The sequence below is a fragment of the Bradyrhizobium sp. 159 genome (genome assembly GCF_023073795.1).
GTDB lineage: Bacteria > Pseudomonadota > Alphaproteobacteria > Rhizobiales > Xanthobacteraceae > Bradyrhizobium.
In genome coordinates this window covers 1-936 of record NZ_JADPKE010000012.1, presented here as the reverse complement: position 1 = coordinate 936, position 936 = coordinate 1, and the positions used below count along the sequence as shown (strand labels likewise).

Sequence of the window (936 nt, the reverse complement as noted above, 5' to 3'; positions counted from 1 at the left end):
AGAGCCTGACTCAAAAAGCGCGTGGACGCTATCAAGGTCTGGCTAGACGGCGAATTAGGAGCCTTAGATGGGCGGCGAGCAGCCAAGCGAGCTCGGTAGCGGCAGAGCGTTCGAAGTCTTTGGAGAGGCGCCGGCATCTTCCGAACCATGCAAAGGTGCGCTCGACGACCCAGCGCCTGGGCAGGAGCTGGAAGCCTTTGGCGCTGTGCGGTCGCTCGACGATCTCGATTGTCCAGGGCCCGCAGTCTGAGAGTGCGTTGACGAGCTGTTTGCCGCGATAGATTCGGTCGGCAAAGACATGCTGAAGCCTCGGAAAGCGGCCTCGCAAATCTTCCAACAGGGGCACGGCGCCATGGACATCCTGAATGTTGGCGGGATGAACATATGCGGCCAACAAGAGACCGTTGGTGTCGGTCACGATATGGCGCTTGCGCCCATGGAGGCGCTTGCCGGCGTCGAATCCGCGTGGACCGCCGGCCTCCGTCGTCGAGGCGGTCTGGCTATCGATCACGGCCGCAGTCGGTTTGGGCTTTCGTCCCAGTTGCCGGCGCGCCTTCGGAACTAGAGATTCGACAATCTCCTGCCATCTGCCTGTGTCGCGCCAAGCGTAAAAATAGCCCTGCACTGTCGAGTATGGCGGGAACCCCTTCGGCAAGGCTCGCCATTGGCAGCCACTCCACAGGACATAGAAGATCGCCTGGACGATCTCGCGCAAATCGACCTCCCGCGGCCGACCCAATCGCCGTCGCGGCGGCATCTTCCGGGCGATCAGCGCCCATTCGGCATCGGTCAGATCGCTTGCGTAACGCAGTCCATCGCGCTGATACTGGATGCGAGCGGTTTTGGTCCACGGCATGGTGTCCTCCCTCGAATCTTTGCAAATCCGAAGGAATCACAAGCCGGCCAAAACCGCTCACCCTTTTTCGGTCAGGCTCT

General features: G+C 61.0%; 1 protein-coding gene. It reads right to left on the bottom strand.

Translation table 11 applies throughout. The features are described from left to right. Positions 1 to 31: 31 nt before the first annotated feature. Entirely contained in the window at positions 32 to 856 is an 825-nt protein-coding gene (locus IVA96_RS02240) for an IS5 family transposase (protein WP_247415233.1), read from the bottom strand. Positions 857 to 936: the final 80 nt, after the last annotated feature.

Bases quoted from the DNA above. Each gene is read 5' to 3' on its own strand.
- IVA96_RS02240 (WP_247415233.1), bottom strand. From the start codon at position 856: ATGCCGTGGACCAAAACCGCTCGCATCCAGTATCAGCGCGATGGACTG.